Origin of the sequence: Bordetella tumbae, assembly GCF_965139195.1 — a bacterium.
In the GTDB taxonomy this organism is placed as follows: Bacteria; Pseudomonadota; Gammaproteobacteria; order Burkholderiales; family Burkholderiaceae_B; genus Bordetella_A; species Bordetella_A tumbae.
In genome coordinates this window covers 69,012-92,534 of the sequence record NZ_CBCSJH010000007.1, presented here as the reverse complement: position 1 = coordinate 92,534, position 23,523 = coordinate 69,012, and the positions used below count along the sequence as shown (strand labels likewise).

Below are 23,523 nucleotides of genomic sequence, written 5' to 3'. Positions count from 1 at the left end.
GCAGTTTAGTTTATATATTATCTATTGTATACATAATCAAGTGCCCGGACGTGAGCGTTGAACGGATGCCACGAGAAGGCTAACCGATGCCGCTAGCAGAACAAGATCTTTGAGAAGAAATTGGCCAGGCGAAGCTGAAATCGCGGGAAATCCACCCGCGGTCATTTCCGCGACGCCAGGGGTCGTCAAGAAAAACGTGAGTGTGACCAGGTAGGTGCAGATCGACATCGCCGCGCCCAAGGCTGAGAAGAAAGGTTTGAAAGCGCCCAGGATCAGTGCCGCGGCCGTCGACAATTCTAGGGCGCCAATCACATAGCTCGCACCTTGAACACCAAAGAGGGTATGTAACCAGCTCATGATGGGGCTGTTCGCGATCAACGGCGCGATGCCATCGGCTTCATAAGCGGTGAATTTCATCCCGCCAAACCAAAGAAAGATGACAACCAACGCCCACCGGTTGAATGCCAGAAGCGAGAAGGATCCAGTACCCTTTTCAGCAACTTGGAGGAGAGGCCGATTTGCACCAATAGCGCCGGTTGTGCGTACGCCAAGAGGACTCGTAGCGTGGCTCATGAGATGACTCCTTACATAAAGTAGTGGATAAGAGCCTCCACTTTACGAGGCCCTGGTGCGCATATCGAGCCTAAATCTTTGCAATAAAATACCAATAAGGATCAAATTCGATAGAATCGTCTCATCCCCACCTTCTCGCATAACAGGCCATGTCTCAAAGCGATTGGCTGAGCCAACTTCTGCGTCTCCTCACCGTTACGGGTCAACTCGAAGTTCGCTGTGTCTATGACGCGCCGTGGCGGCTGGACGAGCCTGCCAGCGCGGTCTACGAAATCCCCTATCACGTCCTACTGCAAGGCCGGGCCATTATTGAAGACCCGGAAACAGAAGCAACACAGGAATTGATTGGCGGGGATATCGTGCTACTGCCGCACGGATCTTCCCACGTCCTGCACGATGGAAGCGGAAAAAAACCAAGAATGGCGCATGACCGCCAAGGCTCCGCGGGATGGATGCTGAGCGAGAACACGGGCCGTGGTGAACGGCTGGACATGTTATGTGGGCGATTTCGAATCGCCCCTCCTCATGACCGGCTGATTCGCAATTACCTGCCCAGACGTCTCGTGGTGCGAGTAAAAGGTGATCCTGACGAGACTGAAACCGGCTCCACAATCAGCCACCTGGCCAACTTGGTCGGACTGATGCGCATGGAATCCAGCGGCGAAAAAGTGGGTGGATATGCCATCCTCAACGCGTTGTCTTCGGCACTGTTCGCGCTGACGTTGCGTGCAGCCAGCGAGTCGCAGCAAGCCCCGGAAGGCCTATTGGCGCTGGCCAGCCATCCTCGACTCGCCCCGGCAATTTCCGCGATGTTTGCCAATCCTGCCCAAAACTGGAATCTGCAAAATCTGGCCGATTTATGCAATATGTCCCGCGCCACCTTCATGCGGCATTTTCAGGACAATTTAGGGCGCTCGGCTTTTGAACTATTGGTCGATATCCGTATGAGCCTGGCTGCCAACGAATTAAAGAAACCCAATATGTCGACTGACACTGTCGCCTACTCCGTCGGGTATCAGTCAGTCTCTGCGTTCCGCCGGGTATTTACCGACAAAATGGGCATGACACCAGGGCAATGGCGTCGTCAGGCACAGGAAGTGGCAAGGTAATGCCTTGGATGAATGAGTTCGTAAAGCATGTCCCAATCTGTCTCGCAAGAGGTCAATACGCACGGCGCTTAGTGGAGATCTCAGTACCTCACGAGAAACAGCAGGTCGTCGGACCCGCACTCGGCAAGCGGTGGGCTCTTAATCAGGGATATAACTCGGCCTTCACTCCCGTCTTGTGCGGTTCGTACAAATCCAAAACTGCTGCCGTGGCATCTGCAGTTGAGTTCGCTGCCGATTTGATCCGAGCCTTACGTGCGGCCGAAGGTTACCCGAGGTGTAATAGAGGCGATGGCAGGATCGACGCCCCTGCTAGGGCGGCGCATGTCGTTCATTGCATTGACTCCGGCTTACCCAGATAGCTGATGTTGAAAAAGATCTTTGATCGGCTACGTGTATCGATGAGGGATTTTGCGGAGATGACGCTAGGGGTAAACGCGAAAAATGGATACCAACCTGGAATAATTTTCAGCGGAAAAAATTCAATTTTTTATCGTTCGCAGCGCTGATAGACTGCCCTGCTACTTATGAACGAAATGCGGGAAGGGCGCAATGATTTCACGTCGGAGCATTCTGAAACTGGGCTACGGTAGTGTGCTCGTGGCGGGGGCCTCGTTGGGGCGCGTACAGGCCAGTTCTGCGCCGGTCAGCATCGTCATCCCAGGGCCTCCGGGAGGCGGCGCGGACGCGATTGCCCGTATTGTGGCGGAGAAACTCGGCTCGAAGATCAACGAGACAATCATCGTTGAAGCCCGTCCCGGGGCCGGCGGCCTGATCGCGAGCAACTACGTGAAACGCCAGGTTCCAGACGGCAAGGTGCTTTACCTCAGCTCGTCCATGCTGGTCACTGCACCCGCTGTATATCCCGAGCTACAGAAACTGGACCCGGTGGCCGACTTCACCCCGTTGGCCAGGCTGTCTGTGAACACCTACCTGTTCCTGGCACGCAATCAGTTGCCCGTTTCCGACGTGCGCCAGTTCATCGACTATTGCCGCGCGAATCCCAAGAAAGTAACGATAGGAACCGTGGGGCAGGGCTCGTCAAGCCACCTTGCTGCCGCGTACTTGGTCAAGGCAGCGAACCTGGATGTCACCATCGTGCATTACAAGGGCTCGGCGCCCGCGAACCAGGACTTGATGGGGGGATTCATCGACGCAAAGTTCGAGAATCTCGCGGGTACCCGTGCGACGCTCGATTCCGGAAAAGTCAGAATCCTGGGCGTGTCCAACGCAGAGAGGTCGCCGCTGTTTCCGGATATTCCCACCGTGAACGAGTCGGTGCCGGGTATGGTCGTCGATGACTTCTTCATCATCGTCGCGCCGAAAGGGATGGACAAGCAGCGCGCACAGGCGCTCAGCAAGCACCTTGCCGAAGTGGTTCAGATGCCCGATGTGCAAGCCAAGCTGCGCGAGCAGCTCGGCGCCATTTCCGCACCGCTCGACCCCGACGAAACCGTGAAGTACATGCGCGAGTCGTTCGACAGGACAAAGACCTGGGCGGCCGATCTGCTCGGAACGGGCGAGATGGCAAGCAGCTAGTTTTCGGAGTCCGGGCGATTTATATTTTGGTCGCACGCAGTCTGAAACGTCACGAGCGACGCGGTGCCAGCGCGCGGCGCTCGGAGGCGGCGATGCGCTACATCCCTGCGGACACCTGTCTTCGGCGCGACGTTGCGTACATTCCGGTGCGTCAGCCTGGCTGCGGGATCCATGCCATGGAGGTGTAGACTTATTCCCAATCGGTATGAACAGGACAGGTGCCATGACGACCTTCCGGGAACTGGAGGCTTTTGTCGCGGTGGTGGATATGGGGTCCTTCGAGAAAGCGGCTCGCAGCCTGGATACATCGCAGTCAGCCATATCGCGCCTGATCAATGAGTTAGAAGGGCAGTTCAAGCACCCTTTGTTCAATCGGAACCATCGGTCGGCGCAACTCACGATTGAAGGGCAGGAAGTATTGCGGCAAGCGCGGGCAATTCTGCGCCAGCGTGTCAACCTCATGGAGCGTTTCGCCAGCCCGGAAATCGTGGCTTCGACACTGCGTCTTGGAGTGACGGAGCTAGCGGCGGTGACATGGCTCGGATCTTTTGTTGTGGATTTGCGGGCTCGGTATCCCCGCATTCGCCTGGACTTGAAAGTGGATTCGTCCATCCGCTTGTTCGAGCAGATGCGAGATGGTCATCTGGACATAGCGGTTGTGCTCGAATCCACGCGTTCGGCGAACATGGCCAGGATTACCGTCGGCTCCGCGGCATTCGGGTGGTTCTGCGCAGCCCGTCGGTCCATGCCCAAGACATTGAAGCTGTCGCAATTCGAGCAGGAGACGCTTCTGCTGCAAGGCACGGGCGGCAGCTCGGGAAGCCAGATCGTGAACTGGCTGATCGATCGTGGGGTAAGGCCCGCAAACATGATCCAGAGCGACAGCCTGGCCGCGTTGTCGGGGATCTGCGCCGCCGGCCTCGGGATAGCCGGCCTCCCATATGCAATTGCCTCGGATGCCGTGGCGTCAGGGTTGCTCCAGGAGGTGACGGTTCCGCTTGGCGCAATCAGCATGGCGTACATCCTGCTGATAAAAATAGACTCGATTACCGACTTTCACCGGACGGTGGCCGATCTGGTGAAGCGCAATTGCAACTTCGACAGCGCGATGGCGACTCAGCATCGCGTGGCCAGACGTTGAGGGCGGGACATGCCGACTATCAAACAATTGCAGGCGTTCTACTGGCTCGCCCGTCTGGGGACGCTCAACTGTGCCGCGGAAAGACTGCATGTCACGCAATCGGCCGTCACTAAACGGATACAAGAACTGCAGGCCATTGCAGTTCAGCCGCTGTTCGAGAGGGACGGCCGCAAAAGCCAGTTGACCCCATTCGGAAGGGAACTGGAAGCCGAGTGTGTAAAGCTGCTGGGCTTGCTCCAGGGTCTGGACACGCTGAAAAGCCTGAGTCATCCGCCCGTCCGGCTGCTGCGGATCGGCCTCACCGAAATGGTGGCGCTGACATGGTTTGCTGACTTCCTGCGCCATATGAAGCAGCTCTATCCGTCCATCACGGTTCAGCCGGAGATTGACCTGTCGCTCCTGCTCCAAGATAAGGTGGAAGAGGGACGGCTGGATTTCGCCATCCTTCCCGATTTTCGTACGTCGGACTCCATGGCCAAGGTGGGCGTCGGCGAAGTCCAGTTCGGCTGGTTCGCCGCACCCGGCGTCTTTGGGGCCGGCGATGTGCACACCATGCACGAGTTGGCGACGCAGCCGGTGATCGAACAGTCGGAGAATTCGATCATTACGGTCGCGTGCAGCCGGCTCTGGGAAAGTGCCGGGGTGCGTCCGGAACGCATCTATGGTGGAAACAACGTGCAAGCCCTGGCGGGTTTGATCTCTGCTGGCGTGGGTGTCAGCTGTCTTCCGATTGCCCTTTTCAAGAACGAGATAAGAGCAGGCTCCCTCGACCTGGTCAAGACCTCGACGCCGGCGCCATCAGTAAGCTACTCCTGCTGCTTTCTGAAGCACCCGAATGCGACGCTGGGGCACCGTATCGCCGAGGTGGCGAGAGATTGCAGCACCTTCGCAGGCGTTTCCGGATCGGCCGCGGGTAGGACGGCCAGGCGCGGTCGCCGCAGGGCGTCGACCGCAGTGTAGCTTTCCTGGCATGCATTTGTGCCGGAGTAACTCGTTCAAATCCAGTGGGGCCGGTCAGCGGGTAGAGCCTATTCTTTTTGGCACAAAAGAAAATGCCCAGCTTCTAGGGCTGGGCATCGAATTCGTGGTGGCCTGGGGCGGAATCGAACCACCGACACGCGGATTTTCAATCCGACCCCAGAATTGGCCGGAGAACTAAGCCAGATAAGGGTTTGGCCTTAAGAATCCGCACATTTGTCTTGTCCGTTCTGCATCCCTTTCCCCAGGGAACAGTCCGTTAAAACTACTGTTTATGCGACGTTCTTTTGGCCTGGCTGGATAGAGTTGGGAGCCACAGTTTCTCGCCACCGCGCCTTGACGTATGTTTCCGTGGTGGACTTGTGGCGATGGCCGCATAGCATTTGAATACGTTCGATCCTTTCTCCCGAAAGCCATAGATCAGTTGCGCCCTTACCCTTGAGGTCACGGAACCCGAAAGATGGCATGTTCTCCAACCCTTTGCGCTTGCGGGCCTTGGCCTGGGCGCGGGTGAGCATCGACGTGATTCCGCTGTAGGTATAGGCGTTTCCGTCAGCGGTGTGCACGATGGGTTGGTGCAACACCGGGTTAGGCCCGATTGCTTGCTCGATCATTTCCAGCAGCCTCCCGGTGAGTTCTATCTCCAACACTTGACCAGTCTTGTTCTGCGTCACCCGCAAAACCTTTTGGTCCCCACGGCGCCGGACGTTTGCAGCTGTCCAGCCCGTCATGTCGCTTTCTGGCCGCTGCAAGGTACGGTATACCAACTCCATCATCAGCCGGACGGGGGCGGGGGCACAGTCATAGACGGCAAGGTACTCTTCGTCGGTCACATACCTATCCCGAGGCTTTTCAGTGTTGCGCTGAATCCCACTTGCGCGCATGCAAGGGTTAATCCGGATAGTTGTCTTGCCTTTACGGATGAGCCACGACAGGCAAGATGAGAGGCAGGCTCGTTCCCGGTTGGCTCGCACGGCGCGTCCGGCCCGTTTGCCTTCGTCTAAATACAACTGCACCAACTCAGGAGTTACCGCCTCTGGTGTCATTTTCCCGAAGAATACCTTCAGCTCGACGGCGTTTTCTTCGTAGTCGTCACGCGTTCTTTTGGCTAGGTCGTTCGACGCAACGCGGGCGTCACAATCCAATAAAAACTCATCTAGCCAATAGGCCATCGTGCCGTAATCCCTGCGGTCGCCGTTGTAAATGGCAGCTTTCCTCTTGGCCTCGGCTACATCGGTACCGACCTTTTCCCAGCGTCCGTCGCGATGTCGGTACCAGAACTTATTCCATCGCCACGACAGCCGAGTGCCTGCGAGATTTAGCGGGTCATCGCCCGCGCGCCGCCGCCCCATGTCCATTTCTCCTATTCTGCCAATGGTGCCGCAGGGCTATCACGTCTGCGGCTGGTGTTGATATCGGCACCTCGACTAGCCTAGGTGCCGGTTGTTCTGATGTCATTACGCGGTCGAAATCGGCGCGAGCGACCAGCGGGCGACCGTTGGGTTTGGCTCGTGCGTTGAGGCCGAGCCGCTTAAGGTGCCTCATCTGAGCCGCTGGCTGCGTGAGTGGCGTGCAGATATCGGCGATTTCCTCGTCTGTAAGGTATGGAGGGGTGTTCATGCAATCTCCAAAACAAAGCCCGCGTTATGCGGGCATCCAAGATTTTCTAGTTGTGTCGAGCAGACGCTCGATTACGTCGGTGGTCATGTTCCTACTTTGATTGCATAGACCCGCACCGGGTCGGGTATCCCTTGGTCAGCACAATGTGTCCATATGACCGCCCTTCGAGGCGGCGACACCAATAGGGGTTGAACAAGCGATACTCCTCGGTCTTCGTCCCAGCCTTGATCTGGTCGAAGTACTCGCCTTTTAGGGCTAGGTGCAGATCAGCCATGGCTTATGTCCTGCGCATTAGCTTCAATGGCCGTAAACTGCGGCTCAAATAGCAATGAGCCACAGGAGACGTCATGCGGAGGAGATTCAAGAACGGTTGTCGGAAATTCGTCGATTTTTGGATTGGCGAATGGATTGTGCGTCTGTTCGGTTACAACGGGGGCACAGTCATTGTGCTCCGCAGCGCTTTCATCACGGTATGGGTGATTTTCTGCGCCATTGGGCTGATTGCATGGATCGATCCAATGCGTCCAGGCCCATGGTCGTGGTACGGATTCCGTGAGCAGCTCGTCAATGTAGGGCCATGGATCGGCGCGGTCTTCGGCGGCGTTTACGTGGCGCTCTATGCACGCTTTGCTTCGCAGTGGAGTTATCTCGCTTCGGTCTATAACCAAATCAAGCAGGTTGAATCCGAGGGGCCTGTCAACTACCGCGCGTTCAACGAATGGAGGGCTGGCTATATTGAGGATGCTCTGGAATTGCACCTTGCTTTGAAGCCGAACGTGGCACCAATCGTCAAAGCTTGGGCAGGTGTGGCCGAAGTCAAAGACGCGTTCTGCGCCAATACTCCGGGGGGCGAAGCCCGACTGAAAGCTCTGCTTAAAGCAGTGGATGCCGCTTGGAGCAACGAAGAGCAACGAAGGAGTAAGGAATCCGGGTCCGGAAGGGAAATTTAGAGGCTCACGCATTCTAAGCCTCCCCATCGTTCGTTGTGGCGCGGTACCGAAAATGGAAGCCACCTTTACCATCGCCGTCATGTGCCACATATTCGACGTGTATGCCATGAGCCTTGGCTTCGCCATAACTCAGATTTCCGTGTGCCCATTTGCCCAGCAGGGTGCGCCAATCCTCAGGCAGTGCCGCCACGACATGGCTGTCGATAATCGGCCCGCCGTGACGCTTGATGATGGTGGACAGTAGTTCGGTGTACTGTGAGCTGAGACGTATAGCGGCCCTTGTTGAGTCTTCTGGCGACAATCCGGGGAACGGCCAGTCAGTGTGAGGCACGAGGGGAGGCGCAGATGGTAACGCCTGGGTGCGCGCCGTATTGACGGCTGAGAACAGGTCGATCTGGTGCATCACCCCTCCTTGCCCTGCTGGGCTATGTCGGACAGCCGTTTAGCAAGAAAATCGGTGTAATCGCCGCCAGAGTGGTAGCAATCGATCCACGCCTGATATTCTTCAGCCATCAGTTTGTGCGCATCCCTCTCTACCGGCTTCTGCGCGGCCAGGGCGGAAACGAGGCGTCCTTTGCGCTTGTCCCCATACATGTCGATCCATTCGACTCCGCTTTGCGGATGGCAAATGTTCGGCATTTGGATGACCATGCTGGTGGCATCCGGGTATGCTGCTTGTATCTCGCGCAATGCCTCTTCTACAAATTTCGTAGTCGGGTATGGACCCTTGCGCTGAGGCACCTTGCCGGGCTGCGTGAATATCACAAAAGTTGCGTGCTCGTCGTTTCCAACATCCCCGCCGCGCTGCTGGCGGTCCAGCGCATCGGCAGCTTGCCGCATGGTGTCGGCATAGTCTTGGTGGCTGTATCCGTTATTGCTGGCGTATTCCCGAAGCTGACCTGGCAGATCAGATGGAAAATCTACGCCCTCGGCGGCAGGGGCGGACTTCAGGGCGCGTAATCCCTCGGCAATTTCGGCCAGTTCGGCGCTGTATTCCTCCATTGCAATTGCTGCCGCGCCTCTGCCGAAGCTCCACGCTCCGGTATCTCGCTCCATGCGTCCGTTTTCATGGTCAAAGTTGTGGCGGCGCTTGTCTACCCAAGCTGCGGCTGCCTCGATACCGTCATCGCGGGCCTTGGCCTGTTCCGCTTGCCACTTCCGGTATCTGTCCAAACTGCCTTTGGCTGTCGCCTTCGGCGCGGTGGTGCCCAACTGCTCATCTAGCCATGCCTGGACCTCGCCGCCTGACCACATTTTCCGAAGATGGGCGGGGAATACTAGGCGGGCCTCGGCGCTGGCCTGGGGCGCGGCGTATACCGCTAACGTCCAGCCTGCTCGGGATTTCCGGCTCCACGTTAGAGCGGTCTGAACATGCGCGCCGAGTTCTCCCTTTTCGTCAAGAACAGCCGGGTCGAGATAGAACAACGGCTCACCCGCCCCGCGCAGCTTGGATATTGTTCCGCGAGCCTCATACATGAGCAATGACGTGGCATTTTCACCGCCGTTCTTGCCGATCCATTGATCCAATCGGGCGATAACCGCTTCAGGACTCATATAGCCGTGCTGATGAATCACTGAGTTGACGTAATCGTCGCTTAAAGGGTCTTGCTTGTTGTCAGTCATTGAGTAGCCTCTTTCATCTTGCGATACACGCGGTCCACCTTCTTTTGGCGCTCGTCAAGAATCCTCATGACCACCATGTGATCCTTCAGTGCCTTGTCGTACGGCTGTATCTGTTTCAACAGACGCATTCGCTCGCTGCGGTCCGTAGAATTGTTGAACTTGACGGCGAGTGCATCTCGCTTGGCAAAATCGGGCTTCTGGTCGTCCCATCGATCAAGCTCAGCTTGGAAATCTCTGGACAGTTGTTCGCTTTGCATCTTCCAGCGAATAAACAGCATTTCACGTCGGCTTACGCGTAGGAATAGGCCGTTCTCACTGATCCACTGAATGATCTCGTCTTTGGTGAATTCGCGGAGGATGTTCAGTCCGCTGTCACGTTCGGTCTGTAAGGCCTTACGGGCTGGCTTGCGTGCTCGCTTCCCGACTGAATATGTGCCGTCAGGATTAAAGTGCGCGGTAACGTCCTTGTGGGTGTTCATGTGGGGTTCCTCTTCTTAATGGCACAGCGGCGCGCTACCTCGACGAGCCAGCGGCCCAGATCGGGCGGAGTCGCCTCGCGCTCGGCTTTGGTGATGTGAGGGCGGTAGTCATGTCGTTTTCGCGATTGCACGACATAGGCCGCTTCGCCCAGGACGAGCGGTAGAGTGGGGAGGTCGTCGGGGTCACTTCCTACGATGTAGAACCAAGTGGCTTTCTCTGCCTTGTGGCCCCACCATTTCTGAGGGGCGGCGAGTGTCCACCCCCCCCACTGGTCGCGGCCAGCTCCGGGATAGGGCATTCGTTGTGCGGACCAAAGCAGACTGCCCGCTGGATGTTCAAGCACGCCGCCAAATTCTCGGACAAGCGATACGGCCAATCTGCCTAAATTGCGCTCGTCAGGGCGCGGCTTGGCGAACGCACGCAATCGGCCCCATGCGCGGCACGGCGGATGAGCCACAACAGGCAAATCGCCGTCATAGGTACGAGCATCCCGCTCCATGTCGTACACGTCGCAGCCGGGCAGCGTCTTGTAGACCGAATCTGCCCGAGCAAAAAGGATAGCTACTGTGGTCATGCTGACACTCAGATTGAGTTGAGGTACGATCCGCTCACTTACAGGAGTGAGACTATGGAAAAACAGCACGCCGGGACTCCATGCGTCAGTAGGCTGCTAGTGGAGCAAACGGGGCCGGATTGTTTTGAGTGGGCAATCATTACGGAGAACGAAGCCACGGGCTTCAAGGTTTGCGAGCAGCGGCCACAGCTTGGTTTTGTCAGTGAAGCTGAGGCGCTGCGCAAGGGACAACAGGCGTTAGAGTCTTTCCACTACTTCGGCCAAGGCAATTAGGCGACCGTTTGTCCTATTCTTTAGGGCCGTCGCTATGTGCGACGAGATAGTCTGCGATGGCGTCGAATTGAGTGGCTGTCGGCATGTCCGATGTTTCATCGACTCCTGCGGCCTTGGTCGCCTGCATCATCAGCATTGAATTGTTATCGGAAACAGACAGGCGGACGGCCCGATAACGCATTGCGTCCCGCGCATCGATTTCGTTGGGGGCGGGTAGGGCGTGAGCGCCGGTGTAGATGCAGTTTTGGCCCTGCCACACACCGATGCAGATACCTCTCGGGTCTGGCTGAATTTCGACTTCGATTGATCCTTCAATGGCGGTGGTGTTCATTCGTCTGTCTCCTGGGGAGAATCGATGGTTTGTTGAGTTGAGCGTTGCTTAGCTTCTGCGCGCTTGCGGTCGCGTTCGGCCTGTCGGGCGCGGGCGGTTTCTACGGCTCCGTGAGCGGACAGCAGCGCTAGAAGCTGGTCCGTATCTACTTGGATGGATTCGGGTGCTACGCGCCCTTCCTGGCGGTCGAGCAACGCCGCTTTCTGGTTTGGTGTCAGACCGCCAATAAAGGCATCGACCTGGAACACAAGAGGAACGACGACCTTTTTCGGCAGTGCCCGTCCGTGGATAGTGCTGGAAGTGACTTTCGACTTGCCTGCGGCTTTGGCCTGGGTGACTTTGCCCTGGAGAAACTCGCCAGCCTGCGCGCCCATCTTGCGTACTGCTTCGATGGCCACCTCGGCGGCGACCTGCCCCGACCGCACGAGCTCTTGAACGTCTGGCTCAGCGTCGGCTAGCACAAAGTAGTTCTCGACGTGGGTACGGCTGCAATGCACGAGAGCTGCAATCTCGTCGCTGTCGAGGCCCATCCCTCGGAACCGCTTAAAGCCCTTAGCCGCCTCAAGGGGGCGCAGCTGGGCGTTCTTGTTGCTGGTAAAAATGCGGGCCTGTCTATCCAGCTCGTTGCCGCTGAATCCGACAATCGATACCCATTCAATGGGGGCGCCTGCTGCGATGGCGCGGCCAATCGCATCGTGTCGGCGATGGCCGTCTACGACCTCGACACCGGAACCATCAGGTATTGGCACGACTTCCAGGGCAGGGAGGGTTCCTCCAGCCAGGACATAGGCTGTCAGTTCCTCGATTCCGGCTTCATATTCGTCGTCAAGGTCACGAAGGTTGAAACCGGCTTTCACGCGGATATCGGCGTAACGGACTTTCATCGCATCGGCGCGTTTGATCGTCTTGTCTTCGATCATCGTGCGGAACGATGCGGGGGCTGTGGGTTGGGTCATTTGGGTCCTTGGGGGCGAGGAAATCTGCCTGCACCTGGGTGGCCTTTCCAGATTTTGCAGACGATGGTGATGCTCACGTCGAATTGCTCAGCGAGCACGCGGGCAGGCAGAACACCGTGCATTGCGGTGATGTAGTCAATGTGTTCGTCTTGGAGTGGTGCGCCCTTGGGCGGAGGCTCCGGTATGGCGAACTCGGGGTGAATGATTGGCGTCGGGGGCGGTATGGGTGGGGTCCATCCAAGCATGTCCCGGACGATGAATCCGATACCGTCCATGGTCAGAAACCTGCCCCGCGTCCAAGCCAGGGCAGCACCACGAGATAGAGGGCGACGAACAGCAGTGCGCCGAGCCATGCGCCGAGCGGTATGCGGTCGTTGGCGTCCCAATTGCCGCGCCCAGCATGGCCCTTTGGTGCGATGAAATCCACCAGCCTATCTACTACCTTGGCGGGCGAGATTCGTTTTCGATTCGCGCACGGGGGCGCGATAGCGGTGATTGTTTTCATGTCGGGTTCCAAGGATCATTCGCCGCATGACGCTGTGTGAGGCAGTCGCCCACGAGTGCCACGAGAAAGGCGGCGAGTAGAAACATCAAAATGGTGGTGAGAGCCGTCATGCCCTGGCTCCCTTTTCATGCGTCAATTCACGATGGACTGCCGTGCGAGGCATTCCCGCCATCATTGCGGCGACGACCGCCATGTCTTCCATTGAGTGCTGTGGCGGTGAGCTATCGTCACTCGCTACGCCACTGAAGATATCGTTGCGATTAATGAACGCGATGAAGGCGAGTTCCAATGCTTTCTTCAAGTCTCGATTGAACGCTCGGAAATGAAGCTCGATTTCTAGGAACTGGGCTTTTGTGATCTGTAGCCAGAGCGCTTTCTCGCCTCGGTACTCCCGAGAGGGAAGTGAATTCGTTCGCAGCACCATGCTCGCAACTTGGGCGAGCAACCGGCGGTCTTGTACCGTTCTGAATGGAAACTTCATCCACTCAGTAGCCTGATCATCCTCGCCAAGGTCGGCCAGCGTCATGCCGTGCCGTTTCAGCATGGATTCCAAGAATCGTTGAGCGTTATCACTTTCGCCGCCTTCACCACGGCGGGCAAGGGCCAGCAGCTTAAGCATGCGCTGGCGTGCTTTGTCGTTGTTCATATGAAAACCCTGTTATGGGCAAGATGGTGGGAGGAACGGCTTCGGAGAGCAGGCTGGAATACCCGATCAGTTCACATCTAGAGAGAAAGCCACTTTTTCCGATGGTGACGAAACAGCGCCGACCCGCTCTCCGAAGCCGCCCTGAGGGTCTAATCTGTGGCACTTTGGATCACTGCTGGAATTGGCTATAGTCAGATCTCCATTCAACTGGGAGGAGGAAATATGACTCGCGAAAAAAAAGTGGCGGCTGGTACGCAGTACGGCGATTGGAAAGGCACAGCTCAGGCTGATAACCATGATGATTTGACGTTGACCAAATTTGCCCGGGATAAGGGTTGGATTGCGGCCGACGATGTGATTGTTGGTTGGGAGATTTATAGCGGCGAGATAAGTCGGGTAAGGCCCGCAGGACTTGTGTTAGTTACTGTGCATTTCGCATCGGCCTCGTCCGTAGGAGAAGCGAGGAAGTCTCGTGCCAAACTCTCGGTGCAGTCCGTTTGCTTTGAAATGGACCTTGTTGAATTTTTTGGGAAGTTCAAGCGTTTTTCGGTTGCTGCTTCACAATCTGGTGAGTTCGAGGATGTGTTAGCGGACGATCCTGTTCACGTGAAATAGTCCCTCCGCTTGACCCTCGCTATAGCTGCCACGTGACTAGCGGTGCAGCCTTAGATCCAGCCCAACACAGCCCCTAGCGGGGCAAGAAAGACGCCGATTATTCGGGCCACTTCAAAGGTGGTCCAGTCGGCCACGGCAAATCCGATTTTGAAAATCTTGGCGATATTTAAGAACCATCCCACCAATCCGGCGATGCCGATTGCGAACATCAGCACGTAGATGATTTCGAATATCGACCGCTTAGCGTCGAACATTTGATTTCCTTATGAGTTCATCGGGCTGCACTCTCGTTGAAAGTGCAGTCGGATGAATCCGGGGCAATGCACGCCTGACAACTCCCGTTCATCACGGCTCCAGGACATGCACTGCTCATCAATCGCCGCAGGGCGCAGCAGTAGTGCTTGCCGCCCCTGGGTCGTTGAAATCCTCTGGTCTTGAGCAAACTTCGCTTCCGGGGTAGAGGGTTGCGCCCGGTGCCTAGAGACGCTTGTGCGCCATCGGCCTGTTCTATCGCTTGGCTGGTTGTTAAAGAGCGGGTACTGCTTGCAGCTCCGTTACTAGGGTGGCGTTGCCTAAACCGTTCTGCGGAATTGCTGCGTTAAGAAAAAGTGTAGATATATCTAAACTTAATGTCAATAAAAATCTAAACATCCGGGCGAGCCAATCGGATACCATCGAGAATTAATTTGTTACGGGAGGGACTATGCGGTTCTGGACCATTGCAGCTATTGCGGCTGCTTTCTTCTCAAGCGCCGCCCAGGCAGCGAAAACAGACCTAGAACTGATAAGTAGTCAGGCGGCACACCACTTCTTTGTGGTTTCCAAGCCGTGGATTCTTGATTCGAGCTATCTGGAAGGCGTAGCCAGCAAATTTTGCTCTGGTAAGCGGGCGTGCGTGGCCCACTTCTGGGAGAGAGGTACGCCTGCGGCCAAAGCACTGCCCATGTCAGATGCTCAGGCTAAAGCCGAAATGGCGACTTTCCAGGGAAATCGGATGCTCTGGCGGTGCGGGAAGTACAAAGTGGCTACCGACAAGAATTGCTTTAGCGACTGAATCGTAAAAAGGGGCGGCGGAAATGAAACGGCGTGAGACGCCGGATAAACTATTGTTTATTGGCAAACTCATCCTAAGGCTCTTAATAAAGTGTTGACCCTAGAGCAACTTCAAAAACTAATTTCTAGCCCCCGAGAAGATGAAACACTCGAATTCAAAGAGGCTCGGAGCCAGTTCGACTATTCGAAGTTGATGAAGTACTGCGTAGCCTTGGCCAACGAGGGCGGCGGCCATCTGATTCTCGGGGTAACCGATAAAAATCCCCGAGCTATTGTGGGCACGGAAGCCTTTCGCGACCTGCGTGAGGCTCGGCAACGGATCCACGACACGTTGCGTATCCGTGTTGAAACGGCTGAAGTTTATCTGGATGACAAGAGAGTCGTAGCGTTTGTCATCCCATCGAGACCTGTCGGTCACCCCATGGAGTACGAGGGGGCGTACTTGATGAGAGTCGGTGAGGCTCTAAAGCCCATGACCCCGGATCAACTACGCAAAATACTAGGCGAAGGGCGGCCCGGATTTCTAGAGCATGATGCCTCAGATCCCCTTGATTCTGATCACATAGTTAAGCTGCTTGATATCCAGGTTTTCTTTGACTTGTTAAAACTGCCTTTCCCAGCATCTAGGGATGGAGTATTGCAAAGACTAGAGAGCGAGCGGTTGATTCGTCATGTTGGTGATGGGATGCACCGCATTACGAACTTAGGTGCATTGCTTTTGGCAAAGGATATGAGGGAGTTTGACACTCTGATGCGTCGTACCATCAGAGTGGTGAAATACAAGGGAAAAAACAAACTGCAAACCGAGAGGGATATCATCGGTCAGAAAGGGTATGCGAGCGGATTTGAAAACTTGATTACGTACGTGAACAGCCAGCTTCCCATGAATGAGGTCATCGGGCAGGCGCTCCGAGATGAAGTTCGTATGTTTCCCGAGCTGGCGATACGAGAATTGGTTGCGAACGCTCTTGTTCACCAGGATTTTGAAGAGTCCGGGTCGGTCACCATCGAAATTTATTCTGATCGAATAGAGATTACAAACCCTGGCAAGCCATTGATTCCGACAAACAGATTCGTTGATGAGTACAAGGCCAGAAATGATCGATTGGCCGATCTGATGCGCCGAATGGGGATTTGTGAGGAGAAAGGTAGCGGCATAGACAAGGTTGTCCATAGCACTGAGTTTTATCAGCTGCCGCCACCTTCGTTTCGAGCCACGCCTTTTCATACGACCATGACTCTGTATGCGCACCAAGATTTTGCAGATATGGAGCCTGCGGATCGTGTTTGGGCATGCTATTTACATGCTTGCCTGAGGTATGTAAGCAACGAAAAAATGACCAATCAAAGCCTCAGGGAACGGTTTAGGCTTGACGACAGTAAAGCGAAGTCTGCTTCGGTATCACAGATCATCGCTCAAGCGGTAGCACAACAATGGATCAAATTGGATGACCCAGAGAACACATCGAAGCGTTACGCCAGATATGTCCCCTTTTGGGCCTGAGGCTCATCTAATCGCTAATGCTCGCTGACTTTGAGAGCAAGGTCTAAGTCATTGATTTCTAGGGGTTATCTTATTTAATCGCTAATTTTTCGGTTGGAAAATTAGATAAATGTTTTTGAAATCAATGAGTTAACGCCACTTTTCGGCATTCCTGCGCTTTAGCCGTGCATATAGAAGGTTATTTGCGCTTGCAATGATATGAGTCAGAAATTGGCGACGCTAAGCAACCCCAAGTCGAGCGGCGTCACCTTCTAGCAGCCGCCCACCGGCCCATACGACCCGGCCCAGCACTCTCACCGATACGCCCTGGGCCTCCAGAGGGAAATCTCGGTATTTCCGGTTGGCCGACCTGGCGATCCATTGACCAGTCAGCTTGTCCTTGTCGATCACCTTGACGATCATTTTCCCGTCATAGTTGATGGCATAAACGGTGTTGGGAACCAGGTCGTGGATAGTTAGGCTGTCGTCTGGCACGACTAGCAGTGCCCAGCCATCCTTGATATTCGGATCCATGCTGTCGCCTTTGGCGTAGACCACTCGGCCGCGTCCGCGATCGGCGCCGACGGAGCGAAGAAATGATTGTCGGAACTGAATCGCGCCGGTAACCAACTCGCTGTCCGCTTCGATGCCGTCACCGGCGGCTAGCCGCACATCAGCCAGTTCCAAGACCTTCTCGAACTTTTCGTTTGCGGCTACCGGATCACCGGTTGTGACGTTAGCGACGGTGCTGAGTTCTATGCCGAATTGAACTCGCCTTTCACGTTCCATTTGCTTGGTCGTGACGCCGCCTGGCTCCCATGGTGCTGGTGGTAGGCCATCGATCCTCATTGGGAACTCATCAGCAGCGGAATCGAGATCGGCCAGACCACCATGGCTAGGCTGAGCTGGTTGAGTCGGGGGCGCAACCTTGATGTCGAGTTTGAGCTGGGCAATCGCCAGGGCCATTGCACCTTGCAGGGCGTTCAGCTTTTCAGGAGAGAGAGCGCGCACTTCCTTTTCTGGAATTGCGGGGAAGGGCCATGGGTCGGCGGCCTCCGCTTCTGTTTGGTCAAACCATCCGGTCGGCAGGCCTACGCGACGCTCAAGCTCGTCCACCACATGTTGACCGGGGGTGCGCCCGCGGTTGTATGTGGCCGAGAGATATTGAGATATCTGCGCACGCTCGTAGCCGTACTTGCGGGCAAATTCCGCATTGTTCCCGTTGGCCTTGTCGTCAATGAGCTGCCGCAATCGCTTGCGCCGAATCTCAAACTTATCCATTCGCTTATCCATGCTGCGATTAGAACAAGAGATTTCTAAACAATGGTTTAGATTAATCTTGACCTAATGATTAGAAATATCTAAACTCCCCTCGTATGAACGCTACCGATGTCATCAATATCATGGGCGGTCGGGCCGAGGTGATGCGAATCACGGGCCTTACCAAAGGCCGTATTTCTCAATGGGTATCTGATAACGAGATACCCCGATCCTGGATGACCGCGTTCCATGCAATGCGGCCAAACGAGATTCCGGCACCGGCGGCAGCCCATCAGGAGACTGCGCCATGACTGATCCGTGCCAACTGATTCCCTCGCGTCCTTTCTCTGTGACGGAAATCTGCCGTTGGTTCCAAGTGGACCCGATGGACATCTGTCCGGTGGGTCGGGCGGCAGACGCACACATCCCTGGTGACACGACATCGCCACCGCCACCCAACGCGATCCAAATCGGACCAACAGACATTTCCTGATTCGTTTGCATGTTGCGCATCTTAAAGACAGCGCCGTGTACCCGAAACCCTGATATCCGCAGTTACCAAGGTAAGCCTTATGACCATCCGCCTGCATTCTCATCATTGGCTTGATGTCCTTTACAACGATGTCCGCAATGCGCCTGGAGGCGTGAAGGACGCTGCACGGTTCTTGAGTGAGCGCCGTGGCAAGTCCATTCATTACGAATCGCTGCGCGCCAAGCTCAACGGCCAGGAAGGTGAGGCCATGACCTTCGAGATTGCTGACCTCTTAACGGAGTGGCTGTCTCAGAAAGCTGGGGGCGTTGAAGCTGCTCACCGCTGGGCACAGACGTACGCCATGGTCGAGCATGGTTTGACGTGTTTGGACGTACCCCCGCCACCTGAAGGCGGCTGGGCCGACGAGCTCAAGGCCATTCACGAAAAGGTGCTCAAGGTGGGCATGACCGTTGGGAGCTTGAACGCTTCGACGTTGAGCGCCATGGCAGACGGCCAGATTGACGCTGACGAACGCAGTGCGCTTTACACGTTGTTTATGGACTTGGCTGTTCTGGCATTCCGTGGCGCCCGCAATGCGTCGAGGGTGCAATGCTGAGTCGTGCGAGTTCAGGTAGCCCCGTAAGAGCGCGTGTAGCGCCTGGGGTAGGCAAGGGGGCGGCGCTGGCGCGAGTGGCGGGCCAGTTGTGCGCGAACAAGCGCTTCCAAGAGTGGGTCATTGCCCGCGCTGGCGCCGTCCCTCATGGTGTGGCAACGAGTGAGTACGCAGCCGACTACATACGTCGTGCTTGCGGTATTTTGAGCCGGAGCGAGCTGGACCACAACGCCCAGGCGGCAGCTCTGTTCCATGACCGCATCCGTAAGCCGTTTCTCAAGTGGAGCGGTACGTATGCCTAGCCTGCATGTATTCCGTGGCTATCGCGTGCCTCTGGAGGTCATCACTCAGGTTCGTCAGATGATCCTCGACACTGAGCGTACGGTTGACGTTGACGCTCTGGTCTCGGTGATCAAGCCCAAGCTTATAGCGGTTGATCCCTGGTTCAGCACCACACGTGAAATGGCTGCTCGCCTCGCGGTGGATTCCCTGTTGGTCGATTACGCCCGCGCAGGAATGCTTACGCGTCATCCTCGCCGACTGAGTTCGCCTGTATGGCGACGTGCGCAGACGGCAAAGGCCAAGCCATGACGTTGACCCGCAAAACCGGACTGAAGCAACGCACGCCGCTCAAGCGTGGCAAACCGTTGACTGCCAAGGCCCCGATGATGCGCGCTACGGCCATTAAGCCGCCTCGTGCCGCGATGAAGGCACGTAGGAAAGGGAAGAGGGCGACCAAGACCGTTTATCGCAATCCCGAGCTGCTGGCTCTTGCTAACGGCGAAGAGTGCTTGCTGCGGGTCCCTGTGTACTGCTGGGGTGGAACAGATACCACCGTGGCGTGCCATTCGAACCGTACGCGTGACGGCAAGGGCAAGGGCATCAAGGCGCATGACTGGGCTATTGCGTTCGGCTGTGGTGGTTGTCACTGGTTCATAGACCAATCCCCGGCATCCCGGGAAATCAAGTTGAGTTATTTCGTGCCTGCTCTGCGTCTGACGCGGCTGCGGATCATCGCCTTGGGCAAATGGCCTGAGCAAGCTGAGAGCGGGTATCAATCTTTGTATGGAGAGTCGGCATGAGTGTTGAAGTCATGACGATGGTGTTTAAGCGCTATCCCAACGGGGGCGGCGAGATGCTGCTTGCGCTGGCACTCGCTGATCATTCGAACGACGTAGGGACGGGGATATACCCCTCTATCGCGTCTCTGTCGGAGAAGACCCGGCAGTCCGTGCGTGCTGTGCAGTATCAGCTGCGTGCCATGGAAAAGGCTGGTTGGTTGATCTTGGTCAACTCTGGGAATGGTGGGCGCAATCAGCGTCGTGAATACCGTATCTCTGAGGCTTGGATAAAGGGTGCAGATTTTGCATCCCTCGCTCCAGCCGATCCAGATCAAGAAAACGGTGCAAATTCTGCACCCATTAATTCAGCGGAAAAGGGTGCAATCCACGACATAAAGGGTGCAACTGATGACGCAAAGGGTGCAAATGACGACATAAAAGGGTGCAACGGGTTGCACCCGCATATAACCGTCATAGAACCATCAAGAACCGTCAAAGGCGCACGCAAGCGTTCGCCTCATGGGTTCGACCCGATGAGCTTGGAATTGCCGGACTGGCTGGATGCAGACCTGTGGGGGCGTTGGGTACGTCACCGCGTGGAACTCCGCAAGCCGTTGACCGAAGAGGCTGCAAAACAGCAGCTGAAAGACCTGGCTGCATACCGCCTCCAGGGATACACGCCCACCGATGTAATCGAACACGCCATCGGCAAGAGCTGGCAAGGCCTGTTTGTTCCGAAGGGGGCGGGACTCGTTGGGGGTGCAAGCCAGTCGGGCAAGTTCAACCCGACGCAGTACGTCAATCGCAATCGCAACCACGGAGGCAACGGCCATGACGACGGTCGCACAATCGACATCTAAGCAGGCTGGCTGGTCTGTGCCGCTGGCGAAGCTTGAGGGTATCTCCCTGATCGACCATCTGTGGAACAGGCTTTCGGGCACGTACGGGGGGCGCTGGCTTAAGGATTTCCCCGACATGCAGAGCATCGAGAACTGGAAGGGGGCATGGGCCGAAGCATTCGACGAAGAGGGGCTGACGCCTCACGAGGTTGCCGAGGGTCTGCGTGCGTGCCGTCGTATGTACGACTGGCCCCCGTCTGTCAGCGAGTTCATCAAGGCATGTCGGCCTGGCCTGATCCCGGAGAACGCGTTTCACGACGCGGTTGCGGGCATGACGGCTCGCCAACGTGGCGAGGTCGGCAACTGGAGCCATCCGGCGGTGTACTGGGCAGCGGTTCGGGTCGGGCGCCATGACTTGCTCAACTGCGGGTATGCAGTGATGCAGACACGTTGGGAGCGAGCATTGTCGGAAGAGCTGGCGCGATCCTCGTGGGAACCGATCCCGGCACCGGCGAAGGCGTTGCCGCCTCCTGCGGTTGATGAGCGGGCGAACGCCAAGGCTGCGGAAGCGATCAAGGAAATCAGCAATCGAGCTGTGGCCCCCGATAGCGCTCGCGATCCCACTCGCGGAGCGCGGCGAGTGCTGGCTGAGCAGGCGCGCAAAGGTGGTCGGCGGTACTCGCCCGCAGTGGTGAAGCTTGCGCAAGCTGCCGTCGATGCGATGCAAAGCCGGGGGGCGCAGGCATGAGCGCGATGCAGCGAAACAAAGGGGCAGCATACGAACGCAAGGTTGCCAACTTGCTTACCGAATCGACCGGCACTATTTGGCGCAGACGAGTTCGTAACGCGTTGGGTGACAGTGATGTCGTTGCAGATGACGCCGCTTTCGCCCGTATATCTGTCGAATGCAAGCATGCCAACACGCTTTGCTTGCCCGCGTGGTGGAGGCAGGCACAAGCGCAGGCGGGCGACCAGGGGATACCCGTCCTCATCTACCGGCAAACGGGAGCGCGAGGCGAGTCCGTGATGCTGGATGCTTATCACGTTAATTCTCGGCATTGGCCGGTGCGGGGGCGTCACACCGTCACTCTCGACTGGGATGCCGCAATGCAATGGATGCGGGAAATGCTCCCGTTCAACACTACCTACAGCCCGGACATTATCTGATGAATACCACGACTATCTCTCGCGTGCCGAGTGTTGCGGCAGCACACCAAGAAGCAGAGCCCCTCTTTCGTAGCGCACACGCAGCGCTGACTTTTGCGTTGAACTATTCAATGCAGCAGTACGACCGGCCCCTAATGAATCGGGCAATGGCAGGGCGATCCTCCCAAGAAGGGAAAGGCCTTTTCGGGACGGACGGTGCTGGACAAGCAGGAATGATCCGAGCGGAGCTTGATCAACTGTTGCCTATCCACAAAGCTGTGTTGATCGCTTCGGTAGGGCCGTGGCAAGTCCCGTGCAGTTGCAAGGTGAGCTGCTGCTCTGGATGGAAACCTAACGCCGAGTGGGAGGCTGCGATGAGCCAGTTGACCACCTTGGCTGCTGGTGCTGCGTTGTCCGGTTGCGTGTCCAATGGGCGCGTCCGTTCAGCGTTGATACAGCGCTTGCTTGGGGCAAAGGTGACGCTGGCTGAGATAGCAGAGCGGTTTGATGTTTGCGAGCGCACGGTGACGGCTCACAGCCTGAAGATCAAGCGCTGGCTGTTTGGAAGTCAAGGGAAGAGCGAAGAGGACTCAAAGCTTGGACTGCATCAGGAAGCATACGCAGCAATCACAAGGCGGCTTCAGAATGGCGGCTTAGTGGGCGAAGCCAACGAATCAAATAAATGATGTTGACGGTTGCAGTTTTTTCCTGCAATATCCGTCCTTAACGGATAAGGTGTATTAGTCCGTCTACAGAAACCCGCCCTCAAAACAGGCGGGTTTTTCTTTTGCAGAATCCCATTGGCCCTGACTGGATAACCGGTCGGGGCCTTTTCATTTTCGCGGCGTAGCGCAGTGGGAGCGCGCCGGGCTCATGCCCCGGAGGTCACAGGTTCGAACCCTGTCGCCGCAACCAATCTCCCTTTGCTACCGAGGGCCGCACGTCATGGATGGCGTGTGGGGGTTCGGGCGTCGCCGCCGGGCGGCGTGCAGTTGGTGGCACCCGGCACGATCACTTGAGGACTCTCAGCTATGACCTGCCTTGGATGCGCACGTAGGCGCGAGACTCTACGACGATGGACGGACCTTGCATATGAGCGAGCACGAAGCCTCTTTAACTCAACAACTCCTAGCGGCACTGCTGGAGAACACGCAGGCCCAGAACAGACTGGCACAAGCGATAGTGAGCCAAGCGGACGCGATAGCCGACCTAGCCGACGCCGTCGCAGGTCAGCTGAATGATGACGACCAAGGTTTGGGCATTACGTATCTGAGCGGCGCTCCACGCTGATGCCGACCAAGCCGAAGACGCACAAAGTTCGGCAGAGCACACCACGACACGAGCCCATTGCCCCATCGTATGGACAAGGGCGAGGCGGTAGGCCGTGGCGGAGGCTTCGGCTGATGATCCTGAATAGAGATGGCTGGCTATGCCAATGCGACGAATGCAAACGGCTTGGCCGTGTGCTCGTTGCACATGAAGTGGATCACCACATCCCGCTGTCTCGTGGTGGCACGGACGACCCTAGCAACCTGCGGGCGATCAACAGGGACTGCCACAAAGCAAAGACGCAACGTGAAGGCGGCAGGCGGTATCCAAAGCGCCGCGCAGCGCCGCCGGGACGTGATCCCACCGTCCGACCCTGAAGCGGGGAGGGGTGGGTTCAAACCCTAGAGCCCTCTTGCC

General features: G+C 56.6%; 31 protein-coding genes and 1 tRNA gene. 19 read left to right on the top strand and 13 right to left on the bottom strand.

What is annotated here, in order from left to right; translation table 11 throughout:
• Nucleotides 1-36: 36 nt before the first annotated feature.
• The gene (locus ACNA0J_RS10720) at nt 37-573 is read right to left on the bottom strand and encodes a YkgB family protein (RefSeq protein WP_415818848.1); all 537 of its coding nucleotides are present in this window, start codon (nt 571-573) and stop codon (nt 37-39) included.
• 149 nt (nt 574-722) lie between these two features.
• Here ACNA0J_RS10720 and ACNA0J_RS10715 point away from each other — a divergent pair, with 149 nt between their 5' ends.
• The 4 genes from ACNA0J_RS10715 to ACNA0J_RS10700 all read left to right on the top strand — a co-directional run bounded on the left by ACNA0J_RS10715 (nt 723) and on the right by ACNA0J_RS10700 (nt 5,319).
• Nucleotides 723-1,682 (top strand): AraC family transcriptional regulator, encoded by a 960-nt coding sequence (locus ACNA0J_RS10715; RefSeq protein WP_415818847.1) that lies wholly within the window; start codon nt 723-725, stop codon nt 1,680-1,682.
• A 549-nt stretch (nt 1,683-2,231) separates the two neighbouring features.
• A complete protein-coding gene (locus ACNA0J_RS10710; RefSeq protein ID WP_415818846.1) occupies nt 2,232-3,218 on the top strand; it encodes a Bug family tripartite tricarboxylate transporter substrate binding protein in 987 nt (328 codons plus the stop codon).
• Nucleotides 3,219-3,441: 223 nt separating this feature from the next.
• Nucleotides 3,442-4,359 carry a LysR family transcriptional regulator gene (locus tag ACNA0J_RS10705; protein WP_415818845.1) on the top strand — a complete coding sequence of 306 codons (918 nt, stop codon included), beginning with the start codon at nt 3,442-3,444 and terminating at the stop codon, nt 4,357-4,359.
• Between the two features lie 9 nt (nt 4,360-4,368).
• Complete coding sequence (locus ACNA0J_RS10700; RefSeq protein ID WP_415818844.1) at nt 4,369-5,319, top strand: LysR family transcriptional regulator; 951 nt, start codon at nt 4,369-4,371, stop codon at nt 5,317-5,319.
• Nucleotides 5,320-5,609: 290 nt separating this feature from the next.
• Here ACNA0J_RS10700 and ACNA0J_RS10695 read toward each other — a convergent pair whose 3' ends face one another.
• Both ACNA0J_RS10695 and ACNA0J_RS10690 read right to left on the bottom strand, forming a co-directional pair.
• Nucleotides 5,610-6,695 carry a tyrosine-type recombinase/integrase gene (locus tag ACNA0J_RS10695; RefSeq protein WP_415818843.1) on the bottom strand — a complete coding sequence of 362 codons (1,086 nt, stop codon included), beginning with the start codon at nt 6,693-6,695 and terminating at the stop codon, nt 5,610-5,612.
• Complete coding sequence (locus tag ACNA0J_RS10690) at nt 6,664-6,957, bottom strand: DUF4224 domain-containing protein (RefSeq protein WP_415818842.1); 294 nt, start codon at nt 6,955-6,957, stop codon at nt 6,664-6,666. The genes ACNA0J_RS10695 and ACNA0J_RS10690 overlap by 32 nt, the downstream gene beginning before the upstream one ends.
• 347 nt (nt 6,958-7,304) lie before the next feature.
• Between ACNA0J_RS10690 and ACNA0J_RS10685 the strand changes: the two genes are divergently transcribed.
• Nucleotides 7,305-7,907, top strand: coding sequence for a hypothetical protein (locus ACNA0J_RS10685; protein ID WP_415818841.1), 603 nt, complete (start codon nt 7,305-7,307; stop codon nt 7,905-7,907).
• A 13-nt stretch (nt 7,908-7,920) separates the two neighbouring features.
• Here the strand turns inward: ACNA0J_RS10685 and ACNA0J_RS10680 are convergent, their stop codons facing one another.
• Genes ACNA0J_RS10680 through ACNA0J_RS10665 form a run of 4 tightly spaced genes read right to left on the bottom strand, consistent with a single transcriptional unit; the run spans nt 7,921 to nt 10,584 of the window.
• A complete protein-coding gene (locus ACNA0J_RS10680; RefSeq protein WP_415818840.1) occupies nt 7,921-8,310 on the bottom strand; it encodes a hypothetical protein in 390 nt (129 codons plus the stop codon).
• Complete coding sequence (locus ACNA0J_RS10675) at nt 8,310-9,530, bottom strand: hypothetical protein (RefSeq protein ID WP_415818839.1); 1,221 nt, start codon at nt 9,528-9,530, stop codon at nt 8,310-8,312. The genes ACNA0J_RS10680 and ACNA0J_RS10675 overlap by 1 nt, the downstream gene beginning before the upstream one ends.
• Complete coding sequence (locus tag ACNA0J_RS10670) at nt 9,527-10,009, bottom strand: hypothetical protein (protein ID WP_415818838.1); 483 nt, start codon at nt 10,007-10,009, stop codon at nt 9,527-9,529. The genes ACNA0J_RS10675 and ACNA0J_RS10670 overlap by 4 nt, the downstream gene beginning before the upstream one ends.
• Complete coding sequence (locus ACNA0J_RS10665; RefSeq protein WP_415818837.1) at nt 10,006-10,584, bottom strand: hypothetical protein; 579 nt, start codon at nt 10,582-10,584, stop codon at nt 10,006-10,008. The genes ACNA0J_RS10670 and ACNA0J_RS10665 overlap by 4 nt, the downstream gene beginning before the upstream one ends.
• A 54-nt stretch (nt 10,585-10,638) precedes the next feature.
• Here ACNA0J_RS10665 and ACNA0J_RS10660 point away from each other — a divergent pair, with 54 nt between their 5' ends.
• On the top strand, nt 10,639-10,857 hold the full coding sequence (locus ACNA0J_RS10660; RefSeq protein ID WP_415818836.1) for a hypothetical protein: 219 nt from the start codon (nt 10,639-10,641) through the stop codon (nt 10,855-10,857).
• 13 nt (nt 10,858-10,870) lie between these two features.
• Here the strand turns inward: ACNA0J_RS10660 and ACNA0J_RS10655 are convergent, their stop codons facing one another.
• The 4 genes from ACNA0J_RS10655 to ACNA0J_RS10640 form a co-directional block, all read right to left on the bottom strand.
• On the bottom strand, nt 10,871-11,188 hold the full coding sequence (locus ACNA0J_RS10655; protein ID WP_415818835.1) for a hypothetical protein: 318 nt from the start codon (nt 11,186-11,188) through the stop codon (nt 10,871-10,873).
• Nucleotides 11,185-12,108, bottom strand: a complete 924-nt coding sequence (locus tag ACNA0J_RS10650) for a hypothetical protein (RefSeq protein WP_415818834.1) — start codon at nt 12,106-12,108, stop codon at nt 11,185-11,187. Before ACNA0J_RS10650 ends, ACNA0J_RS10655 begins: the two co-directional genes overlap by 4 nt.
• Nucleotides 12,109-12,421: 313 nt before the next feature.
• Nucleotides 12,422-12,649 (bottom strand): hypothetical protein, encoded by a 228-nt coding sequence (locus ACNA0J_RS10645; protein WP_415818833.1) that lies wholly within the window; start codon nt 12,647-12,649, stop codon nt 12,422-12,424.
• 106 nt (nt 12,650-12,755) lie between these two features.
• Nucleotides 12,756-13,295 (bottom strand): hypothetical protein, encoded by a 540-nt coding sequence (locus tag ACNA0J_RS10640; protein ID WP_415818832.1) that lies wholly within the window; start codon nt 13,293-13,295, stop codon nt 12,756-12,758.
• Nucleotides 13,296-13,517: 222 nt separating this feature from the next.
• On the opposite strand from ACNA0J_RS10640, the gene ACNA0J_RS10635 reads away from it, so the two are divergent.
• On the top strand, nt 13,518-13,910 hold the full coding sequence (locus tag ACNA0J_RS10635; protein WP_415818831.1) for a hypothetical protein: 393 nt from the start codon (nt 13,518-13,520) through the stop codon (nt 13,908-13,910).
• 50 nt (nt 13,911-13,960) lie between these two features.
• Here ACNA0J_RS10635 and ACNA0J_RS10630 read toward each other — a convergent pair whose 3' ends face one another.
• On the bottom strand, nt 13,961-14,164 hold the full coding sequence (locus ACNA0J_RS10630) for a hypothetical protein (protein ID WP_415818830.1): 204 nt from the start codon (nt 14,162-14,164) through the stop codon (nt 13,961-13,963).
• 449 nt (nt 14,165-14,613) lie between these two features.
• Between ACNA0J_RS10630 and ACNA0J_RS10625 the strand changes: the two genes are divergently transcribed.
• On the top strand, nt 14,614-14,964 hold the full coding sequence (locus tag ACNA0J_RS10625; protein WP_415818829.1) for a hypothetical protein: 351 nt from the start codon (nt 14,614-14,616) through the stop codon (nt 14,962-14,964).
• Nucleotides 14,965-15,054: 90 nt separating this feature from the next.
• Complete coding sequence (locus ACNA0J_RS10620; protein ID WP_415818828.1) at nt 15,055-16,467, top strand: ATP-binding protein; 1,413 nt, start codon at nt 15,055-15,057, stop codon at nt 16,465-16,467.
• Nucleotides 16,468-16,686: 219 nt separating this feature from the next.
• Here the strand turns inward: ACNA0J_RS10620 and ACNA0J_RS10615 are convergent, their stop codons facing one another.
• Nucleotides 16,687-17,727: a S24 family peptidase gene (locus tag ACNA0J_RS10615; protein WP_415818827.1), complete on the bottom strand. Its 1,041-nt coding sequence runs from the start codon at nt 17,725-17,727 to the stop codon at nt 16,687-16,689.
• A gap of 551 nt (nt 17,728-18,278) precedes the next feature.
• On the opposite strand from ACNA0J_RS10615, the gene ACNA0J_RS10610 reads away from it, so the two are divergent.
• The 10 genes from ACNA0J_RS10610 to ACNA0J_RS10565 all read left to right on the top strand — a co-directional run bounded on the left by ACNA0J_RS10610 (nt 18,279) and on the right by ACNA0J_RS10565 (nt 23,483).
• Nucleotides 18,279-18,794, top strand: coding sequence for a phage regulatory CII family protein (locus tag ACNA0J_RS10610; RefSeq protein WP_415818826.1), 516 nt, complete (start codon nt 18,279-18,281; stop codon nt 18,792-18,794).
• Complete coding sequence (locus ACNA0J_RS10605) at nt 18,788-19,093, top strand: hypothetical protein (protein ID WP_415818825.1); 306 nt, start codon at nt 18,788-18,790, stop codon at nt 19,091-19,093. Before ACNA0J_RS10610 ends, ACNA0J_RS10605 begins: the two co-directional genes overlap by 7 nt.
• Nucleotides 19,086-19,382, top strand: a complete 297-nt coding sequence (locus ACNA0J_RS10600) for a hypothetical protein (protein WP_094837133.1) — start codon at nt 19,086-19,088, stop codon at nt 19,380-19,382. Before ACNA0J_RS10605 ends, ACNA0J_RS10600 begins: the two co-directional genes overlap by 8 nt.
• Entirely contained in the window at nt 19,346-19,873 is a 528-nt protein-coding gene (locus tag ACNA0J_RS10595) for a nuclease domain-containing protein (RefSeq protein WP_415818824.1), read from the top strand. Before ACNA0J_RS10600 ends, ACNA0J_RS10595 begins: the two co-directional genes overlap by 37 nt.
• A complete protein-coding gene (locus ACNA0J_RS10590) occupies nt 19,870-20,712 on the top strand; it encodes a helix-turn-helix domain-containing protein (RefSeq protein WP_415818823.1) in 843 nt (280 codons plus the stop codon). Before ACNA0J_RS10595 ends, ACNA0J_RS10590 begins: the two co-directional genes overlap by 4 nt.
• Nucleotides 20,684-21,439 carry a replication protein P gene (locus ACNA0J_RS10585; RefSeq protein WP_415818822.1) on the top strand — a complete coding sequence of 252 codons (756 nt, stop codon included), beginning with the start codon at nt 20,684-20,686 and terminating at the stop codon, nt 21,437-21,439. The genes ACNA0J_RS10590 and ACNA0J_RS10585 overlap by 29 nt, the downstream gene beginning before the upstream one ends.
• A complete protein-coding gene (locus ACNA0J_RS10580) occupies nt 21,436-21,858 on the top strand; it encodes a putative PDDEXK endonuclease (RefSeq protein WP_415818821.1) in 423 nt (140 codons plus the stop codon). The genes ACNA0J_RS10585 and ACNA0J_RS10580 overlap by 4 nt, the downstream gene beginning before the upstream one ends.
• A 353-nt stretch (nt 21,859-22,211) precedes the next feature.
• Nucleotides 22,212-22,523, top strand: coding sequence for a hypothetical protein (locus ACNA0J_RS10575; protein WP_415818820.1), 312 nt, complete (start codon nt 22,212-22,214; stop codon nt 22,521-22,523).
• Between the two features lie 154 nt (nt 22,524-22,677).
• A tRNA-Met gene (locus ACNA0J_RS10570) sits at nt 22,678-22,752 on the top strand.
• Between the two features lie 374 nt (nt 22,753-23,126).
• Nucleotides 23,127-23,483 (top strand): HNH endonuclease, encoded by a 357-nt coding sequence (locus ACNA0J_RS10565; protein ID WP_415818819.1) that lies wholly within the window; start codon nt 23,127-23,129, stop codon nt 23,481-23,483.
• Nucleotides 23,484-23,523: the final 40 nt, after the last annotated feature.

What these genes read in the sequence shown, in the direction of transcription:
- ACNA0J_RS10645 (WP_415818833.1), bottom strand. Translation starts at nt 12,649, where the DNA reads ATGAAAACAATCACCGCTATCGCGCCCCCGTGCGCGAATCGAAAACGA.
- ACNA0J_RS10690 (WP_415818842.1), bottom strand. Translation starts at nt 6,957, where the DNA reads ATGAACACCCCTCCATACCTTACAGACGAGGAAATCGCCGATATCTGC.
- ACNA0J_RS10670 (WP_415818838.1), bottom strand. Translation starts at nt 10,009, where the DNA reads ATGAACACCCACAAGGACGTTACCGCGCACTTTAATCCTGACGGCACA.
- ACNA0J_RS10575 (WP_415818820.1), top strand. Translation starts at nt 22,212, where the DNA reads ATGAGCCAGTTGACCACCTTGGCTGCTGGTGCTGCGTTGTCCGGTTGC.
- ACNA0J_RS10715 (WP_415818847.1), top strand. Translation starts at nt 723, where the DNA reads ATGTCTCAAAGCGATTGGCTGAGCCAACTTCTGCGTCTCCTCACCGTT.
- ACNA0J_RS10680 (WP_415818840.1), bottom strand. Translation starts at nt 8,310, where the DNA reads ATGCACCAGATCGACCTGTTCTCAGCCGTCAATACGGCGCGCACCCAG.
- ACNA0J_RS10610 (WP_415818826.1), top strand. Translation starts at nt 18,279, where the DNA reads ATGACCATCCGCCTGCATTCTCATCATTGGCTTGATGTCCTTTACAAC.
- ACNA0J_RS10595 (WP_415818824.1), top strand. Translation starts at nt 19,346, where the DNA reads ATGGCGACGTGCGCAGACGGCAAAGGCCAAGCCATGACGTTGACCCGC.
- ACNA0J_RS10605 (WP_415818825.1), top strand. Translation starts at nt 18,788, where the DNA reads ATGCTGAGTCGTGCGAGTTCAGGTAGCCCCGTAAGAGCGCGTGTAGCG.
- ACNA0J_RS10590 (WP_415818823.1), top strand. Translation starts at nt 19,870, where the DNA reads ATGAGTGTTGAAGTCATGACGATGGTGTTTAAGCGCTATCCCAACGGG.
- ACNA0J_RS10655 (WP_415818835.1), bottom strand. Translation starts at nt 11,188, where the DNA reads ATGAACACCACCGCCATTGAAGGATCAATCGAAGTCGAAATTCAGCCA.
- ACNA0J_RS10625 (WP_415818829.1), top strand. Translation starts at nt 14,614, where the DNA reads ATGCGGTTCTGGACCATTGCAGCTATTGCGGCTGCTTTCTTCTCAAGC.
- ACNA0J_RS10710 (WP_415818846.1), top strand. Translation starts at nt 2,232, where the DNA reads ATGATTTCACGTCGGAGCATTCTGAAACTGGGCTACGGTAGTGTGCTC.
- ACNA0J_RS10630 (WP_415818830.1), bottom strand. Translation starts at nt 14,164, where the DNA reads ATGTTCGACGCTAAGCGGTCGATATTCGAAATCATCTACGTGCTGATG.
- ACNA0J_RS10650 (WP_415818834.1), bottom strand. Translation starts at nt 12,108, where the DNA reads ATGATCGAAGACAAGACGATCAAACGCGCCGATGCGATGAAAGTCCGT.
- ACNA0J_RS10580 (WP_415818821.1), top strand. Translation starts at nt 21,436, where the DNA reads ATGAGCGCGATGCAGCGAAACAAAGGGGCAGCATACGAACGCAAGGTT.
- ACNA0J_RS10720 (WP_415818848.1), bottom strand. Translation starts at nt 573, where the DNA reads ATGAGCCACGCTACGAGTCCTCTTGGCGTACGCACAACCGGCGCTATT.
- ACNA0J_RS10660 (WP_415818836.1), top strand. Translation starts at nt 10,639, where the DNA reads ATGGAAAAACAGCACGCCGGGACTCCATGCGTCAGTAGGCTGCTAGTG.
- ACNA0J_RS10695 (WP_415818843.1), bottom strand. Translation starts at nt 6,695, where the DNA reads ATGGACATGGGGCGGCGGCGCGCGGGCGATGACCCGCTAAATCTCGCA.
- ACNA0J_RS10635 (WP_415818831.1), top strand. Translation starts at nt 13,518, where the DNA reads ATGACTCGCGAAAAAAAAGTGGCGGCTGGTACGCAGTACGGCGATTGG.
- ACNA0J_RS10615 (WP_415818827.1), bottom strand. Translation starts at nt 17,727, where the DNA reads ATGGATAAGTTTGAGATTCGGCGCAAGCGATTGCGGCAGCTCATTGAC.
- ACNA0J_RS10585 (WP_415818822.1), top strand. Translation starts at nt 20,684, where the DNA reads ATGACGACGGTCGCACAATCGACATCTAAGCAGGCTGGCTGGTCTGTG.
- ACNA0J_RS10600 (WP_094837133.1), top strand. Translation starts at nt 19,086, where the DNA reads ATGCCTAGCCTGCATGTATTCCGTGGCTATCGCGTGCCTCTGGAGGTC.
- ACNA0J_RS10675 (WP_415818839.1), bottom strand. Translation starts at nt 9,530, where the DNA reads ATGACTGACAACAAGCAAGACCCTTTAAGCGACGATTACGTCAACTCA.
- ACNA0J_RS10640 (WP_415818832.1), bottom strand. Translation starts at nt 13,295, where the DNA reads ATGAACAACGACAAAGCACGCCAGCGCATGCTTAAGCTGCTGGCCCTT.
- ACNA0J_RS10705 (WP_415818845.1), top strand. Translation starts at nt 3,442, where the DNA reads ATGACGACCTTCCGGGAACTGGAGGCTTTTGTCGCGGTGGTGGATATG.
- ACNA0J_RS10665 (WP_415818837.1), bottom strand. Translation starts at nt 10,584, where the DNA reads ATGACCACAGTAGCTATCCTTTTTGCTCGGGCAGATTCGGTCTACAAG.
- ACNA0J_RS10565 (WP_415818819.1), top strand. Translation starts at nt 23,127, where the DNA reads ATGCCGACCAAGCCGAAGACGCACAAAGTTCGGCAGAGCACACCACGA.
- ACNA0J_RS10685 (WP_415818841.1), top strand. Translation starts at nt 7,305, where the DNA reads ATGCGGAGGAGATTCAAGAACGGTTGTCGGAAATTCGTCGATTTTTGG.
- ACNA0J_RS10700 (WP_415818844.1), top strand. Translation starts at nt 4,369, where the DNA reads ATGCCGACTATCAAACAATTGCAGGCGTTCTACTGGCTCGCCCGTCTG.